Below are 16,420 nucleotides of genomic sequence, written 5' to 3' on the forward strand. Positions count from 1 at the left end.
GACCCATGACCCGCCGCCTGCCCCCGCTGGCCGCCCTGCGCGCCTTTGAAGCTGCCGCACGCCTGGGCCGCATGACGGCGGCGGCAGACGAGCTGTGCGTCTCACCCGGCGCCGTCAGCCGCCAGGTACGGCAGCTGGAGCAGCACCTGGGCCTGGCGCTGTTCGCGGGCACCAAGGCCCGCCCCACGCTCACCGCAGCGGCGCGCACCCTGCAGCCCGCGCTCACCCAGGCCTTCGAGCAGATCAATGAGGCGGTGCGCAGCCTGGGCGACGCCCACGAAGGCCCGCTGGACGTGGCCTGCTTCAGCACATTCACCGTCAAATGGCTGATCCCCCGGCTGTTCGACTTCCACGCGCACCATCCCGGCATCGAGGTGCGCCTGCGCACCACGGACACCGGCACCGACGCTGCACGCGAAGGCTGCGACCTGCTCATCACGGCCATTCCCACCGACAGCAGCGGCAACAGCGGCCAGGCCATTGCAGACGACGAGTTGGCCCTGCCGCTTTTCGACGAGTACCTGGGCCCCGTGATGTCCCCCGCAATGGCCGGGCCTGTCGCGCGGCCCCATGACCTGGCCAGCCTCCCCTTGCTGCACACGCGCGGCCGGCGCGATGCCTGGGACCTGTGGGCCGCCTCCATGGACATGGCCCCGCCCGCAGCGGTAGGCCCCGTCTACGAGCACTACTACTTCACGCTGGAAGCGGCGCTGCGCGGCCTGGGTGCAGCCGTCGCTCCCTGGCACCTGGTGATGGACGACGTGCAGGCCGGCCGCCTGCTGGCACCCTTCGGCTTCACGGCCTCCGGCTACCGCTACCTGGCACTGCGCCGCAGCACCGCCGCGCCTGCCCGGCTCGACACCCTGTGCACGTGGCTGCAGGCGCAGGTGCGGGCCATGCCGCAAGTGCCAGCCGTCCAAGGCATGCCGATCACGCAAGCAGGCAACTTCGCCGCCGCCCCCAAAAATCGATGCTAGAATCGCGGTCTTCGGAGAGGTGGATGAGCGGTTTAAGTCGCACGCCTGGAAAGCGTGTGTGGGCTAATCCCCACCGCGGGTTCGAATCCCGCCCTCTCCGCCAAAATGATCTAAGCCCTTGATTGATTCAATCAAGGGCTTTTTTCTTTGCGCAGCGTGACCACACGGCAGGCATCAGGCGAACCCGCTCCTGATCGCAGCGGGTTCGATTCAGGCCTGCCGCCCGGGCTACCTGAGCCGTGGCTGCACGATGATCTTCACCGCCGATTCGTTGTTGTGAATCAGCGTGTCAAAGCCCTGCGCCACCAGGTCATCGAGCTGGATGCGCTGGGTGATGAAGGGCTCGAGGTTGATCTTGCCCTCCTCGACCAGCTTGATGGTTTCCTGGTGGTCGTTGCAGTAGGCGATGGTGCCGCGCACGTCCAGCTCCTTCATGACCACGCTGTGCACGTTGATGGTGGCCGGATGGCTCCAGATGGACACGATCACCACCACGCCCGTGGCCTTCGTCACGGCCACCAGCGTGTCCAGCACCTTGTTCACGCTGGAGCACTCGAACGACACATCCACGCCCTTGCCGCCGGTGAGCTTCATCACCTCGGCCACCACGTCCACTTCGGAAGGGTCCAGGATGTGATCGGCCACGCCCGATTCACGCGCCTTCTGCTTGCGCTTGGCGCTCAGTTCGGTGATGACCACCGTCAGGCCCTTGGCCTTCAGGATGGCGGACAGCAGCAGGCCGATGGGGCCTGCACCGCCGACCAGCGCCACATCACCCGCCTTCGCGCCGCTGCGGGTGTAGGCATGGTGGCCCACGGACAGCGGCTCGATCAGCGCGGCCTGGTCCAGTGGAATGGCATTGGAGATCGGGTGCACCCAGCGGCGCTTGACCGCAATCCGCTCGGACAGCCCGCCGCCACGCCCGCCCAGGCCGATGAAATTCATGTCCTTGGACAGGTGGTAGTGGTCGCCCGGCCCCGTGGGCACGTCGTCGGCCACGATGTAGGGCTCCACCACGACGTGTTGACCGACCTTGATATCGTCGACGCCCGCGCCCACGGCGTACACCACGCCGGAGAACTCGTGCCCCATGGTGATGGGTGCGGACTCGCCCGAGATGGGGTGCGGATGGCCGCAGGGCGGAATGAAGATCGGCCCTTCCATGAACTCATGCAAATCCGTGCCGCAGATGCCGCACCAGGCCACCTCGATGCCCACGGTGCCGGGCTCCACCACGGGTTCGGGGATGTCTTCGATGCGGATGTCGCCCCGGTCGTAGAAACGTGCTGCTTTCATGATTGAACTTTCTGTTTTGCAAGGCTGGGTTGGCGGGCGGCACAGCCGCCCCATGGCGATTATTCGGCCTTACCGCAGGTGATGAACTTGCTGCAGGTCATAGACACGCACTGGCAGGCCTTCCTGCCGCGCCTTGAGCTGCAGCGCCAGGTACAGCGAGTAGTGGCGCGACTGGTGCAGGTTGCCGCCGTGGAACCACAGCGCGTCTTGCTGCGTGGGCTTCCACATGTTGCGCTGCTCGCCCTCCCACGGCCCCGGGTCCTTGGTGGTGTCCGAGCCCAGGCCCCAGACCTTGCCCACCTTGTCTGCCACCTCCTGGCTGATCAGGTCGGCCACCCAGCCGTTCATGGAGCCATAGCCGGTCGCGTAGACCACCAGGTCCGCCGGCAGCTCGGTGCCATCGGCCAGCACCACCGCGTTTTCCGACAGGTGGCTGATCTGCTTGCCCGCCTGCAGCTTGATGCTGCCGTCGATCACCAGATCGCAGGCCCCCACGTCGATGTAGTAGCCCGAGGCGCGGCGCAGGTACTTCATGAAAAGGCCGGAGTCGTCATCACCGAAGTCCAGCATGAAGCCGGTCGCCTCCAGCTGGCGGTAGAACTGAGCGTCGCGCTCGCGGATGCGGTCGTACACCGGCACCTGGAAGTCGGCCATGATGCGGTAGGGCAGCGAGGCGAAGATCAGGTCCGCCTTCCTGGTCGTCACGCCGCTGGCCACGGCGCGCTCCGAATACAGGTCGCCCAGGCCGATGTCCATCAGCGAATCGGAGCGCACGATGTGCGTGGACGAGCGCTGCACCATGGTCACATCGGCGCCGTGCTCCCACAGGGCCGCGCAGATGTCGTGCGCCGAATTGTTGGCGCCGATCACCACCACCTTCTTGCCCGCATAGGCATCCGGGCCATGGTGCTGGGACGAGTGCTGCTGCTCGCCCTTGAAGACGTCCTGGCCCTTGATCTTGGGCACATTCGCCTTGCCCGACATGCCGGTGGCGAACACCACATGCCTGGGGCGCAGCACCTGCGTCTCGCCGTTGCGCTCCACGGTCACTTCCCATTCCTGCCTGTCCTCATCGAAGCGGGCGTTCAGGCAATCGGTGGAGGGCCAGTAGTTGACCTCCATCACCTTGGTGTACATCTCCAGCCAGTCGCCGATCTTGTCCTTGGGCGCGAACACGGGCCAGTTGTCCGGGAAAGGCATGTACGGCAGGTGGTCGTACCAGACCGGGTCGTGCAGGCACAGCGATTTATAGCGGTTGCGCCACTGGTCGCCGGGGCGCGCCTGGCGGTCGATGACGATGTGCGATACCCCCAGCTGGCGCAGCCGCGCGCCCAGCGCAATGCCGCCCTGGCCGCCACCGATGACGAGCACGAAAGGCTGCTTGTCACGGCCCAGCTCCTGCGCCTCCTGCTGGCGGCGCTCCAGCCAGGTCTGGCGGCCACGCCGGATGCCGTGCTCGGCCCCCATCGGGCGGCGCGTGCCCATGGGTTCCTCATGGCCCTTGAGCTCCTGGGCGGCCGTCAGCAGCGTCCAGATGCGCCCGTCCCTGATGCGGACATGGCCGCCGCCGCGCGCATGGCGCGTGTCGATCACGATCCAGGCGGACACCACGCCATCGGCCTCCTCCACCGTCTCACGCTCGTCCAGCGAAAAGCGCACGGGCGCCGCGGCGTCCAGCTGCGCAGCCAGCATGTCGGCGATCTGGCTGCGCCCTTCCATGGTCTTGATGTTCCAGGTCAGCAGCACCAGGTCGCGCCAATAGCATTCATCGGCGAACAGGCGGCTGGCGGCCGCGAAGTCGCGGTCTCCCAGGGCATGGTTGAGTTGGTCAAGCAGCGCCTTGGCGCGGGCGTTGGGCGTCGTATCGGTCATGGTTGTCTCCTTGATGCGGTCATGCCCGCTGGTTTTTCTTCGGGCAGGCCCTCTTACGCAATCACCATGCCAGGCAGGCCCGGCGGCAGGATGCGCCAGGCAAATCAAGGGGTTGCCTGCGCGCCTCCGGTACAAACCCTGGGCCTTGCAACCCGCTGCCCGGCGTTGCCGCCCGCGACAGGTGGGGCAGCCCTGCGACACCTGTCGCACCAGGCGTGCTGCAGCGCAGCAGGGGCAGTGGGTAAGTCTTGATTGGCGCTGCGCCGCACAGGGCACAGAATCGTCTGCGGCACGTTCAAAGCCCGCATCGACTCCACGCCATGCCCCTGCAGTCCTACGCCTCGCACATCCAGGAAATCGAAGCCTTTGGCCTCGGCTACTCCAACCGCGGCCAAGAGCGCGACCGCGCCGTGCTGCGCAGCTGGCGCCGCTGCATCGACTCCCACCGGCTTGACCCGGCGCATACCAGCGAAGCCCACATCGTGACCGACGGCCAGCTGCGCGCGCACCGCGAGGAATCCGAGCCGCTGATCCACATCGCCCGCCATGCGCTGGAGCGGCTGTACCAGCAGCTCAAAGGCCTGGACTACGTGCTGCTGCTGGCAGACCGGCACGGCGTGGCCGTGGACTTCCTCGGGCACGAGGCCGACGCTGGCGACCTGCGCCGCGCAGGCCTGTACCTGGGCGCGCAATGGCGCGAGGACCACTCGGGCACCTCGGCCGTGGGCGCCTGCCTGGAAACGGGCGAGGCGCTGACCGTGCACCAGAGCGACCATTTCGACTTCACCCACACCGGCCTGTCCTGCACGGCCGCACCCATCTACGACATGCACGGCGAACTCGCAGCGGTGCTGGACCTGTCGCTGCTGCGCTCGCCTGCCGAGCGGGCCAGCCAGAACCTGGCGCTGAACCTCGTCGTGGCCGCCGCGCGTCGCGTGGAGCAGGCCAACCTGATGGCCCAGTCCGGCCAGGACTGGGTGGTGCGCCTGGCGCAGTCGCCCGATTTCCTCGACGTCGATCCCGACGCCTCCATCAGCGTGGACTCACGGGGCCGCATCCGCGCCATGACCCACGCGGGCGCCCGCCTGCTGGTGGCCGCCGCGCAGCTGGACTGGCGCCAGCGCCACAAGCTCATCGGCCAGCCGCTGGAGCGCTTCTTCGACGTGGACCTGCGCCACCTGCCCGAGCTGCGCCGCCATCGCCCGGCGCAGGAGCGCATCATCCGCGCCCGCGACGGCAGCATCCTCTTCGCCCATGCCATGGAGCCACAGCGCCCGACACGCCGCCTGCGCACGCAGGCCATGCCGGCGCAGCCCCCGCTGCCGGCAGCGCTGCAGGCGCTGGACACGGGCGATGCCAAGCTGCAGACGCTGCTGCGCAAGGCCGCACGGCTCGCGCCGCAAACGCTGCCCATCCTGGTGCAGGGGGAGACCGGCGCAGGCAAGGAATACCTGGCCCGCGCGCTGCATGCCAGCAGCGGCCGCAGCGGCGCCTTCGTCGCCATCAACTGCGCGGCCATTCCCGAGGCGCTGCTGGAAAGCGAGCTGTTCGGCTACCTGCCCGGCACCTGGACCGGCGGCGCCAGCAAGGGCCGCGAGGGCCTGATCGCCGCGGCGCACGAAGGCACGCTGTTCCTCGACGAGATCGGCGATATGCCACTGGCCCTGCAAGCCAAGCTGCTGCGTGTCCTGTCCGAATCCGAAATCACCCCGCTGGGCGCCCGCGCGCCACGGGCAGTGTCCGTTCGAGTCATCTCGGCCTCACACCGCCCGCTGGCCGAACTGGTGCGGCGCGGCAGCTTCCGCGAAGACCTGCTTTACCGCCTCAATGCCGCCGAGCTGCAGCTGCCCGCGCTGCGCCAGCGCAGCGACCTGCAGGCCATTGCCGACCAGATGCTGGCCACGCTGGGCAGCCATCTGCACCTGGGCGACGCGGCCCGCGCGCTACTGGCCGCGCACGCCTGGCCCGGCAACCTGCGCGAGCTGCACAACGCGCTGCGCTACGCCGCAGCCCTGTGCGGGAACGATGGCGACGGCAGCATCGAGCCCGACCACCTGCCCGATGCGCTGCACGGCACCCCGCCCTGCACCGCCGCCCTGGCCAGCAACACCAGCGAGCCCGCCGCACAGGCGCTGGAGCAACTGCTGGCCCAATGCCAGGGCAACGTCTCCGAGGCCGCACGCCAGCTCGGCGTCAGCCGCTCCACCATCCACCGCCGCATCCAGCAGCTGCAGCTTGGCGTGCGGCATGCCCAATGGCGCGGGCCATAGGGCCGAGCGCCAACGGGCAACCGGCAACCGGCAATCCCGAAGCGTCGCTGACACGGTGTTACAGCAGCTGCGGCGTTCACCAGTAGATTGGCGCGTTTCGTCCATTGCAGCCCCAAAAAAAGATGAAACCCAAGATCAACTTCATTGAACGCGAGCGCCTGTTCCGGCGGGAACTGAAACGGCGAAAGGTCAGGTTCCTGCCCATGCAGGTATTGCGCCGGCTGTTCGAGAAGGCAGGTGTCTGAGCCCTCCCCCACGGCTGCAACAACTGGAGCAGGTCTGGCTGCGCATGCAGCCTGGTCAAACCCGCCGCATTCAGCGCTACACTGCCCGGCTCGCTGCCCATGGGCCATGCAATGAATACGGCCGGGTGACTTGGCATGTATGGGCAGCTTTGGCTTTGGATTGCCCCAGAAAAACGGGAGAGTGGCTTGCCGATATACAGCTTGTCTTGTGCCAATTGCTCCGCTCCACTGGAGATTGGAAGTGACACGGAACGCTTCATCTGCGCGCATTGCGGAAGCGCCCAAATTCTTGAACGTCAAGGCGGAATCATTTCACTGAAAAAGGTGGAAAACTCCCTTCACGCCATCCAACGGGGCACGGATCGCACAGCGGCAGAACTGGCCATTCCAAGGCTGACGCAAGAAAAGCAGCAGATTCTTGCGCTGCGTGCACAAGCGTTGGAAGCCCATCAAAAGAAGCGTGCACACGCACGCGGCCGAAGGTTGAAGCTGACCGGCATCAGCTTCCTCGTCCTGCTTCTTGCGGGTCCTACGGCGATAAACCAGATCAAGATGACTGCCCTCAACACTGCGCTCACGTTGGCGTGGATGCTTTCCTTGCTCGTCATACCCGTTCTTGTTTTTCTAAAAACAAGGATGCCACGGAGTACTTCCGCGCAGCAGGTCATCAGTGATTACGACGCGCAATTGGCGTCGATTGAAGCCCACCTGCAGGCCAATCGCGCCATTGTTTCCACCCTGCCATCTTGATGTGATGGCTTGCGAAAACGCTTCGCAGGCCATCTCCATGGGTGCTCACGCCCTCACCAACTGATGCAGCAACTGGCTCAGATCCTCCTGCGAATACGGCTTGGCCAGCCGCGTCATTCCAGGCGGCAGCGCCGGGATGTCTGCAAAGCCGCTGGCCAGGATGAAATTCAAGCCTGGATACCGCTGCGCAATGTGTTCGGCCAGCTCGACGCCGTTCATGCCGGGCATGGCGTAGTCGGAGATGACCACGTCAAAGCGTGCCTGGCGCGCCAGCAGGTCGATGGCCTCCTGCCCGGCGCCGAGGGCCGTGACACGGTGGCCCAGGTCCTCCAGCAGGGCCGAGGCGTTGGCCAGCACCAGCGGGTCGTCGTCCACCAGCAGCACGTCCATGGGTCCCACGTCCTGCGTGCGCTGGGCGCCCAGGTGGCAGGCCGTGCTCTCGTCCTTGGAGATGGGCATCCACATCTCCACCGTGGTGCCGTTGCCCGGTGTGCTGTGCAGCACGAGCTTGCCGCCGGATTGGGCCACCAGCCCGTCCACCATGGCCAGGCCCAGGCCGGTGCCCTTGCCCACGCCCTTGGTGGTGAAGAAGGGCTCGACCACGCGGGACAGCGTCTGCTCGTCCATGCCCTCGCCGGTGTCCTCCACGCGCACGCAGACATAAGAGCCTGCGGCAAGGCCTGCAAGCTGGCGCGGCAGCATCGTTTCCACGGCCGCCGCGATCTTGATGACGCCGCCGCCCGGCATGGCGTCGCGCGAGTTGGCGACGAGGTTGAGCATGCTGCTCTCGAACTGGCTGGGATCGGTGAGGATGCGCGGCAGGTTGGCGGCCAGGGCCATCTTGAGAAAGATATGCGGGCCGGCCGCCTGCTGCAGCAGGCCTTGCAGGCCCGACAGCAGCACCGCAACGTCCACGGCCTCCGTCTTCAATTCCTGCTGCCGCGCAAAGGCCATCATGCGCTGGGTCAGCGAGGCGCCACGCTGGGCGCCGCGCGTGGCGGTTTCCACCAGCGCGCGCAGCCGCTCGTCGGGCGGCATGCGCTTGCGCAGCAGCTCCAGGCTGCTGAGCACGGCCATCAGCAGGTTGTTGAAGTCATGGGCCACGCCGCCCGTGAAGCGGCCGATGGCCTCCATCTTCAAGGCCTGGCGCAGCTGGGATTCGGCGGCCTTGCGCTCGGTCACATCGCGGGTGACCTTGGCAAAGCCGATCAGCCGGCCCTCATCGTAGATGGCATCGATGACCACCGAGGCCCAAAAGCGCGAGCCATCCTTGCGCACGCGCAGGCCTTCGGCCTCCATGCGGCCCGTGCTGACCGCCGTGCGCAGCCCCGCCTGCGGCAGCCCGGCCTGCTGGTCTTCGGGTGTGTAAAAGCGCGAGAAATGGGTGTTGAGGACCTCCTCCTCCTCATAGCCCTTGATGCGCTTGGCGCCCAGGTTCCAGCTCACGATGCGGCCTTCGGGGTCGAGCATGTAGATCGCATAGTCGGTCACGCTTTGCACCAGCAAGGCAAAGCTGCGCTCGGCACTGGAAAGCGGGCTGGACAGGGGCGGCGGCGCGGACAGCGGCGTTGCAGGCGAGTGCGCATCGGCCTCGCGCACGCACAGCAGCAACGCCGGGCTGCCGTCCGGCAGCCGTATGCGCGATGTGCTCGAAGCCACGGGCCGCTCGCGCCCTGAACAGGTCAGCAGCGGCCAGCAGCTGGCCTGCCGGGGCTGTGCGGCCTGGGCAGGAGGCTCCCATTGGCGGCTTGCCCAGCCTGAACGCGCAGCCTGGGCGACGAAACGCTCTTCGAAAACGCTGCCCTCCAGCGCATCTCCGGAGTGGTCCAGCAGGCTGCGGGCCTGGCGGTTGCAGTGGGCCAGACGGCCGTCGAGCCCGACGACAAAGACGGCGTCGGGAAACGCATCCAGAACGGCGTGGCCCGGGTCAAGGGGCAAAAGAGCGTCGGAGCCTGGAGAGGCCGACGCCAGACCATTCGAGGTCAGCATGTGAGCGACTCCGTAGGCAAATGGGTTGAATGCGCCGCGAAAATTGTAAGCAGCACGGATTCATCGCAAGCGGTTGCATCACAGGATCAGGGACGCGCTTCCTGCTCATGCTCGGAAGCCACCGGGGCAGGCACGGCGTCCAGGTCGGGCTCGGAATGCAAGGCCTCGCTGAGCTGGTCCACCACCAGCGCCCAGGTCGCATCGGCATGCCACTGCTGCGAGAACAGGGCGCGTTGCGCGTCGGTCCAGAACGGCGCGTCCACCAGCAGCGTGTTTTTCTCCAGGCGGTGCGAAAGAATGAACTGACGGATGCCCTCCGGGCTGGAGTCCAGTCCCAGCTGATCGAAGAGGTTGGTCATGGTGGGTTCGGCTGTGATCATGGTGTGTCCTTCTTGGGTGTGGCGGGGGTTGGTCCAAGGCTAGAAGCTTGGCCGACAGCCCCATGTCGGACACCAAAGCAAGCTACCGTCGGAAGCCCTTCTGCGCTTGGGCCGCAGTGCCCGCGCACAGCACAGCCCTGCTCCTACAAGGCAGCACCAGCGCACTGGCGCACCATGCAGCCACCTCATCACAGGACACCTGTTCCATGAAAAAACTGCTGCTTGCCACCGCCATTTCCCTTGCCTTCGCCGCAGGCCTGTCGACCGCCCACGCCCAGGTGGGCAAGGCCGCCTCCGAGGCCGCCGACGCCGCCGACCACAAGGTGAAGGAAAAGCAGGCCGACGCCAAAGCCAAGGACAGCGGGCCGGTCGGCAAGGCCGTGAACAACGTCAAGTCGGACTACCACAAGAAGCGCTCCAAGCAGTCGGCAGACAACGCCAAGGAATCGCTGAAGAAGGCGACCGAGTAAACGGCACGGCCCGGATGGACAAAGGCCCACTTGCGTGGGCCTTTGTCTTTTGCAGAGGCCGGCGCTGCCGGCGCAGCCTCAGAAGCTGTGCCGCAGCGTCACCATCACATTGCGCGGCGCACCGGGCAGGTTCAGGTTGGGGCTGGTGCCGTGGGCCGAGACGATATAGCGGCGATCGAACAGGTTGCGCAGGTTCAGCTGCACCGTGGTGGCACGGCCGATGCGGTACTGGGCCATGGCATCCACCACCGTGTAGGCGGGCAGCGTGACGGTGTTGCCGGGGTTGGCGAAGCGGTCGCCCACGTAGTTGAGGCCGCCGCCCACGGTCCAGGCATCGCCCAGGCGCTGGGTGAGCCAGACAGACAGGGAGTTCCTGGGCGTGATGGTGGCGCGCTTGCCCTGCACGGGCTGGCCGGCGTCCACGGTGGTGGATTCGGTGACCACGGCATCCAGGTAGGCGTAGCTGAAGGTGGCCTGGGTGCCGGGGCGCAGTTCGCCGGACAGCGACAGCTCCAGGCCGCGAGTGCGCTGCGTGCCGATGGGAATCAGCTGGGTGGGCTGGGCCGGGTTGGTGGTCTTGATGTCGGTGCGTTCCAGTTGGAACAGCGATGCCGTCGCCATGGCCTTGCCGTCCATCAGGTCCCATTTGCCGCCCACTTCATAGTTGGTGGTGCTTTCCGGCTTGATGGCGGCATTGGTGGCCGACAGCGCAAACATCTCGGCCGAAGGCTGGTAGGAGCGGCTGACCGACAGGTAATAGGACTGCACGGCATCGGGCTGCCACACCAGGCCGGCGCGCGGGCTCCAGGTGGAGTCCGTGCGGCTGAAGTCGCTCTGGCCGGCCAGGCGGTTGTCGGTTTCCTGGCCGAAGCGGTCATAGCGCAGGCCCACCAGCAGCTTCCACTGCGGCGACAGCGTGACCTGGTCCTGCAGGTACAGGGCCCGCGTGAGGTAGCGGTTGAGCGTGCTGCCGCTCAGGGTGCCGCCGCCGTTGAGCGGTGCCACGGGCAGCACGGGGTTCCAGAGGTTCACATTGGCCAGGGTGCCGCCGCTGTAGGACAGCGCATCCTTGTTCTGCTGGCCCAGCTCCAGGCCGTAGAGCACTTCATGCTGCACGCTGCCGGTGCTGAAATTCTGGATCAGCTCGGTCTGGTTGAAGATGCCGTGCTCGTTGCGGTCCACGCCCGAGCGGGTCAGCGCCACGGTGCCGGCCGCCTCGTTGGTGGTGCCGGCCGGCAAGGTGTTCTGGCGGTCCAGCTCGTAGTGGTAGTAGCGCAGCGCGTTGCGCACGCGCAGCGTGTCCGAGAAGCGGTGGTTGAAGGTGGCGGTGAAGGAGCCCACGGTGGATTCGGAGGTGTCCGCATCGCGCGCATTGGCCGAGCCGTAGTAGGTGCCGGGCGCCACATCCACGGGGCGGCCGCGATAGGCGGGAATGCCGAAGTCGGTGACGCGCTTGTCGCGCAGCAGCTCGGCCTGCAGCGTCAGCGAGGTGTTGCCGTCCGGCTTCCACATGACGGAGGGGGCGATGGTCTCGCGCTTGAGGAACTGCTGGCTGCGGTAGCTGTTGGCGTCTTCGGCGGCGCCGGTGACGCGCCAGGACCAGTCGCTGCCTTCGGGCGCGCGGCCCACATCGAATTCGGCACGCTTGTCGGCCCAGCTTCCCACGCTGACGGCCACGTCGGAGACATTGACGCCCGGCTTCTTGGTCACGCGGTTGACCAGGCCGCCCGAGGAGCCGCGGCCATAGAGCACGGCGGCCGGGCCCTTGACGACTTCCACGCGCTCGATGTTGGACAGGTCGCGGAAATACAGCGCGTCGTCGCGGAAGCCATCCACGAACTGGTCGCCGATGCTGGTGAAGCCGCGGATGCTGACCTGGTCGCGCTGGCCGTCGCCGTGCGACAGGCCGATGCCGGCCACGTTGCGCAGCGTGTCCTGCAGCGAGGTGGCGGCCTGGTCGCGCATGACCTGCTGGGGGATCACATTGATGGTCTGGGGCACGTCGCGCAGTGGCGCCTCGGTCTTGGTGCCGCTGGCGGCCGAGGGGGCGTAGTAGGCCGTGTCCTCCGCGCGCGAGGCCAGCACGCGCACTTCTGCCATGACGGCACCCCCAGCGCCGGAGCTGGCAGCCGGGCCGCCGCTGCGCTCCACGGTGAAGGTGCGCTCATCCTGCGCACGCACCTGCAGGCCGCTGCCGGCCAGCAGGCGCTGCAGGGCCTCGCGCACTTCCAGCGTGCCGCGCAGCGCGGGCGCCTGCAGGCCCTGGGCCACATCGGTGAGGAAGATGATCTGGGCGCCGCTTTGGCGCGCCAGCGCGTTCAGCGACTGGGCCAGCGGCTGGGCAGGCAGGTCCACGGCCAGAGGCTGGGCATGGGCCAGGCCGGCAATGCACAGTGCGGCGGCCAGGGCCGCGATGCGAAGGCGCGGCAGGCCGGTGACGGTAGGGGAAGGGTTCATGGCGACATCTCTCCTGAGGCGTTGGGTACGGAATACGGGATACGGCGGCGGCGGCAAGCCCCTCCAGGGCCAGCTCGGGCCCGGGCGCGATGCCGGTCTGCCTGTAAGCCGCTGCAGCGCGCAGGTTTGTACACATGGCCACGGAAAATTTCTTAATCAGGCCAGCGGCTGCAGGGACAACTGCCGGGCGGCCTACCTGCGCCTACCTGCGCCTACCTGCGCCTACCTGTGGCGCGTGGAGATCAGCACGCGGCCGTCGTCCTCATGCCGCACCTGCACGGGGGCAAGGCGGGGCAGCAGGTCCAGCAGCTGGTCGATGCGGTCCAGGTCGAACTGCCCCGAGATGCGCAGCTGCGCCGCATGCCGGTCGGCCAGCACGATGGGTGCGCTGCGGTAGCGCTGCATCTGCGCCACGGCCTCGGACAGCGGCGTGCCGTCCAGCACCAGGCGGCCCTCCCGCCAGGCCAGGGCGGCCAGAGCAGCGGCGCCGTCGCCCGCCTCTGCAGGCACGAGCTGCGGCAGCGGCCGGCCGGCGCGCGTGCGCAGTTGCTGGCCGGTGGACAGCTCCACGGGTGCGCCGCCACCGTCCATGGAATGCACGCGCACCCTGCCCTGCAGCACGGTGATGTCGGCGCCATCCTCATGGCGGTGCACGCCGAACACGGTGCCGATGTCCTGCACCACCACGCCGCCGGCCTGCACGGTGAAGGGCCGCTGCAGCCAGGGCACCCAGCCGTGCCAGAAGGCATGGGATACCTCGAAGGACGCCTCCCCCTGGTCCAGCACCAGGCGGCGCGAGCGCAGGTGCTGCGCCACTTGCACGCGCGAGCCGGTGTTCAGCCGCACCTCGCTGCCATCGGCCAGTTGCCAGCTCTGGCGCTGGCCCACGGCCGTCGCCAGGGTCTGGCGCTGCAGCGCGGGGTCGGCCCAGAGCAGCAGCGCCAGCGCCGCCAGGGCCGCAGCCGTGCCTGCGCGCAGCGCCCTGCGCTGGCGCAGTTTCTGGCGCTGGGCGGCGGCCTGCTCGATTTCCTCGGGCGTGGGCAGGTGCCGGCGCAGCATGTCGGCAAAGGGGGCCAGGGCGTCATCGACGGGCAGATGGGCGCTGCGCCCCGAAGACTGCGCAGAAGCACCCTGGCGCGCGCTGCGCGTGCCGCCTGTGCTGCGCGTGATCTCAGGCGGCATGGTCGGCCGTGAGCACGGGCTGCACATCGCGCAGTGCACGCGCCAGATGGCGGGCCACCATGCCGCGCGAGATGCCCATGCGCTGTGCGGCCTCTTCCTGCGGCATGCCGTAGAGCTTGGTGAGGATGAAGGCCTCGCGGCTGGCCTGGGGCAGCTGCTCTATCGCCACCAGCAGCGCGCGTTGGCGCTGGGCGGCGGCCACGGCCAGCTCGGGCGGGGACAGCGGCATGGCGGCGGCGGGGGCAAGGCGCTCCTCCAGCTCGGCGCCATCGAAGGGCGTTTCGGGCCGGCGCGCCTGGGCCCGGTGGCGGTCTATGGCCAGGTCGCGCGCCAGATGCCGCAGAAAGGCCAGCGGGTTAGCAATGCCCTGGGGAACGGGCCGCTCCATCAACCGCAGGCACAGCTCGTTGACGATTTCGCGGGGCTGGCATTCATCGCCGAAGCGGTGGCGCAGGAAACCGACCAGTTCGTCATAGTGCTGCACCAGCTGGGCCAGCAGGGGCTCGGCGGGCAGTTGTAGCGTGGAGGGGGACGGCATGGAGGAAAAGCCAATCGCGAAGAAGATCGCAAATGATTCTTATTATCCTATGCAGTTGCCATGCTTACCGGTGGCAAACCGGGCGGTGACGCGCCGCCGCAACAGCGGCGGGCGAACGGCTCAGGGCAGCGGCGCGCGCATTCCGGTGAGTCCCGGCATGACCTCCCGCATGGCCGCGATGAAGGCACGCAGGCGCGCCGGCTGGTGGCGCGCCGGCGGATACACCAGGTGCACGGGCAGCGGCGCGGCCTGCCAGTCCGGGGCCAGGTGCACCAGGCGGCCCGCCTCCAGATCGTCGCGCACGATCCAGGCCGAGGCCAGGGCCGCACCCAGCCCGCCCAGGGCGGCGTTGCGCAGCGCATAAAGGCTGTCGGTGCTGAGCCGGGGCTCGAACTGCAGACGCCAGGATTTGCACACCCGCTCATCGCCCACGCGGTGCAGTTCCAGCTCGCGCTGGTAGAAAGTGCGCAGCGCAATCCAGGGCAGCCCCTGCAGCTCGCGCGGGTGCTGGGGCACGCTGCCCTGCCCCAGCAAGGCAGGCGCGGCCACGGCAATGCGCGGCACCTCGGCCACGCGCAGCGCGACCACCGATGGATCGACCACGGCGCCCACCTGCACGGCGCAGTCGATGCCCTCGGCAATGAAGTCCGGCTGGCGGTCATGCAGCAGCCACTCGACCTTGACGGCCGGATGGCGGCCCAGGAACTGCAGCAGCGGCGCCATGAGCTGGTCCTGGCCGAAGGCGTGGGGCGCGACCACGCGCAGCAGGCCGCGCGGCGTGTCCTGGGCGCCGCGCAGGTCGGACTCCAGCGCCCGCCATGTATCGAGCAGTTCGCGCGCATGGGCCAGGCAGCGCTCTCCGTCGTCGGTCAGCGCCATGGCGTGGGTGGAGCGCCGCAGCAGGCGCAGGCCCAGCGCGCGCTCCAGCGTCTGCAGGCGCCGGCTGACCGTGGGCTGGGTGGTGGACATCTGCTGCGCGGCGGCCGAGAGGCTGCCGCTTTCGACGATGCGCACAAAGGTCTGCAGCAGTTCGATGCGGTCTGCGCCCGAAGGCAGGGAGAGGTCGGCTATGGTCATACGCCAAGCGTATATCGATTCTGCGGACGCAGCCACTACCGTGGGTTGCTGCATCGCACCACACTACGGCCATCGTTTCTCAAACACGCCGTATTGGCGGATCAACATGTCTTGCATTCAATCTACGCATAACCAAGCGGCCACCAGCGAAAAGGCGTCCGGCGTGCCCCGGTCGCTGGTGCTGCTGATGGCGACCACGGCGGGCGTGGGCGTGGCCTCGCTCTACTACAGCCAGCCCATGCTGGGCGTGCTCGGCCCCGACCTGGGCGCGGGCGAGCGCGCCGTGGGCTTTGTGCCCACGCTGACCCAGCTGGGCTATGCGCTGGGCATTTTGCTGCTGGCCCCGCTGGGCGACCGCATGGACCGCCGGCGCATCATCCTGGCCAAGACCGCCGCGCTGATGCTGGCCCTGCTGGCCAGCGGCCTGGCCCCGGGCCTGGCGCCGCTGCTGGCCGCCAGCCTGGCCGTGGGCCTGGCTGCCACCCTGGCGCAGGATGTGGTGCCGGCCGCCGCCACGCTGGCGCCCGAGCACCAGCGTGGCAAGGTGGTGGGCACAGTGATGACGGGGCTGCTGCTGGGCATTTTGCTGTCGCGCGTGGTCAGCGGGCTGCTGGCCGAGCATGGCGGCTGGCGCAGCGTCTACCTGCTGGCCGCCGCTGCCATGGCACTGCTGGGGGTGGCCCTGTGGCGCGGCCTGCCCAGTTTCAGGCCGACCACGCAACTGGGCTATGGCGCGCTGCTGGGCTCCATGGTGCAGCTGTGGCGCGGCCAGCCCGCGCTGCGCCGTGCGGCCCTGGCCCAGGGCCTGCTGTCGGTGGCCTTCAGTGCCTTCTGGTCCACGCTGGCCGTGATGCTGCACCAGCAGTTCCACATGGGCAGCGCCGCAGCCGGCGCCCTGGGCCTGGCGGGCGCCGCCG

The 16,420-nt window shown here is 68.1% G+C and carries 14 protein-coding genes and 1 tRNA gene; 7 read left to right on the forward strand and 8 right to left on the reverse strand.

Annotation, left to right across the window (positions count from 1 at the left end; genetic code table 11):
* Nucleotides 1–5: 5 nt before the first annotated feature.
* Together ACM14_RS24345 and ACM14_RS24350 are read left to right on the forward strand one after the other, a co-directional pair.
* Nucleotides 6–977 carry a LysR substrate-binding domain-containing protein gene (locus tag ACM14_RS24345; RefSeq protein WP_065347569.1) on the forward strand — a complete coding sequence of 324 codons (972 nt, stop codon included), beginning with the start codon at nt 6–8 and terminating at the stop codon, nt 975–977.
* 13 nt (nt 978–990) lie between these two features.
* Nucleotides 991–1,080, forward strand: a tRNA-Ser gene (locus tag ACM14_RS24350).
* Nucleotides 1,081–1,205: 125 nt separating this feature from the next.
* Here ACM14_RS24350 and ACM14_RS24355 read toward each other — a convergent pair.
* Together ACM14_RS24355 and ACM14_RS24360 are read right to left on the reverse strand one after the other, a co-directional pair.
* Nucleotides 1,206–2,273: a 2,3-butanediol dehydrogenase gene (locus tag ACM14_RS24355; RefSeq protein ID WP_013803056.1), complete on the reverse strand. Its 1,068-nt coding sequence runs from the start codon at nt 2,271–2,273 to the stop codon at nt 1,206–1,208.
* 69 nt (nt 2,274–2,342) lie between these two features.
* Nucleotides 2,343–4,145, reverse strand: coding sequence for an NAD(P)/FAD-dependent oxidoreductase (locus ACM14_RS24360; RefSeq protein ID WP_065347570.1), 1,803 nt, complete (start codon nt 4,143–4,145; stop codon nt 2,343–2,345).
* Between the two features lie 320 nt (nt 4,146–4,465).
* Here ACM14_RS24360 and ACM14_RS24365 point away from each other — a divergent pair, with 320 nt between their 5' ends.
* From ACM14_RS24365 to ACM14_RS24370, 3 genes are all read left to right on the forward strand, one after another.
* On the forward strand, nt 4,466–6,415 hold the full coding sequence (locus ACM14_RS24365) for a sigma-54-dependent Fis family transcriptional regulator (RefSeq protein WP_065347571.1): 1,950 nt from the start codon (nt 4,466–4,468) through the stop codon (nt 6,413–6,415).
* 122 nt (nt 6,416–6,537) lie between these two features.
* A complete protein-coding gene (locus ACM14_RS32660) occupies nt 6,538–6,660 on the forward strand; it encodes a hypothetical protein (protein WP_013803059.1) in 123 nt (40 codons plus the stop codon).
* 186 nt (nt 6,661–6,846) lie between these two features.
* Nucleotides 6,847–7,410: a hypothetical protein gene (locus ACM14_RS24370; protein ID WP_254662128.1), complete on the forward strand. Its 564-nt coding sequence runs from the start codon at nt 6,847–6,849 to the stop codon at nt 7,408–7,410.
* Between the two features lie 45 nt (nt 7,411–7,455).
* Here the strand turns inward: ACM14_RS24370 and ACM14_RS24375 are convergent, their stop codons facing one another.
* A complete protein-coding gene (locus ACM14_RS24375; protein ID WP_065347573.1) occupies nt 7,456–9,399 on the reverse strand; it encodes a PAS domain-containing sensor histidine kinase in 1,944 nt (647 codons plus the stop codon).
* A gap of 86 nt (nt 9,400–9,485) precedes the next feature.
* Nucleotides 9,486–9,779 carry a DUF2789 domain-containing protein gene (locus ACM14_RS24380; protein WP_043823569.1) on the reverse strand — a complete coding sequence of 98 codons (294 nt, stop codon included), beginning with the start codon at nt 9,777–9,779 and terminating at the stop codon, nt 9,486–9,488.
* A gap of 206 nt (nt 9,780–9,985) precedes the next feature.
* Here ACM14_RS24380 and ACM14_RS24385 point away from each other — a divergent pair, with 206 nt between their 5' ends.
* Nucleotides 9,986–10,249, forward strand: a complete 264-nt coding sequence (locus ACM14_RS24385; RefSeq protein ID WP_034398349.1) for a hypothetical protein — start codon at nt 9,986–9,988, stop codon at nt 10,247–10,249.
* Between the two features lie 78 nt (nt 10,250–10,327).
* Here the strand turns inward: ACM14_RS24385 and ACM14_RS24390 are convergent, their stop codons facing one another.
* The 4 genes from ACM14_RS24390 to ACM14_RS24405 all read right to left on the reverse strand — a co-directional run bounded on the left by ACM14_RS24390 (nt 10,328) and on the right by ACM14_RS24405 (nt 15,503).
* The gene (locus ACM14_RS24390; protein ID WP_063326540.1) at nt 10,328–12,706 is read right to left on the reverse strand and encodes a TonB-dependent siderophore receptor; all 2,379 of its coding nucleotides are present in this window, start codon (nt 12,704–12,706) and stop codon (nt 10,328–10,330) included.
* A 222-nt stretch (nt 12,707–12,928) separates the two neighbouring features.
* Nucleotides 12,929–13,888 (reverse strand): FecR family protein, encoded by a 960-nt coding sequence (locus ACM14_RS24395; RefSeq protein WP_084027440.1) that lies wholly within the window; start codon nt 13,886–13,888, stop codon nt 12,929–12,931.
* Nucleotides 13,878–14,426 (reverse strand): RNA polymerase sigma factor, encoded by a 549-nt coding sequence (locus ACM14_RS24400; protein WP_065347574.1) that lies wholly within the window; start codon nt 14,424–14,426, stop codon nt 13,878–13,880. The genes ACM14_RS24395 and ACM14_RS24400 overlap by 11 nt, the downstream gene beginning before the upstream one ends.
* Nucleotides 14,427–14,546: 120 nt before the next feature.
* Nucleotides 14,547–15,503: a LysR family transcriptional regulator gene (locus ACM14_RS24405; RefSeq protein WP_013803067.1), complete on the reverse strand. Its 957-nt coding sequence runs from the start codon at nt 15,501–15,503 to the stop codon at nt 14,547–14,549.
* 106 nt (nt 15,504–15,609) lie between these two features.
* Here ACM14_RS24405 and ACM14_RS24410 point away from each other — a divergent pair.
* On the forward strand, nt 15,610–16,420 hold an 811-nt coding region (locus tag ACM14_RS24410; protein ID WP_065347577.1), incomplete at its 3' end, for an MFS transporter.

Origin of the sequence: Delftia sp. JD2, assembly GCF_001682645.1 — a bacterium.
In the GTDB taxonomy this organism is placed as follows: Bacteria; Pseudomonadota; Gammaproteobacteria; order Burkholderiales; family Burkholderiaceae_C; genus Comamonas; species Comamonas acidovorans.